Here is a 246-nt window from a genome sequence, read left to right as displayed (position 1 = left end):
ACCCTGTGGTGGTCGAAGACGCGGCCAATCGGCTACGGGCTGCAGATGGCATGGTGATTCCGCACGGGATCCTGACCGGCCTTCCCTTTGTCGACCTGTGGCGCGATGACTGGCTGGCGGTGGTTTCGGAAACCAATGAGTCCGTCGGGGATGAGGTCTCCATGGACAACATCGCCGCCCTGCCATGGGTCATGACCTACCAATCCCGGTCAGCATTCACCTCCGCCGAACGCCAGATCCAGCAAC

General features: G+C 61.8%; 1 pseudogene. It reads left to right on the top strand.

The features are described from left to right. Nucleotides 1-246 (top strand): annotated as a pseudogene (locus ACPYOG_RS20285) (LysR family transcriptional regulator); the annotation flags it as partial.

It is taken from the genome of Leifsonia sp. HAY1-4F (assembly GCF_056755275.1).
The sequence above is the reverse complement of the archived record's forward strand: the minus strand, read 5'-3'. Positions and strand labels throughout refer to the sequence as shown.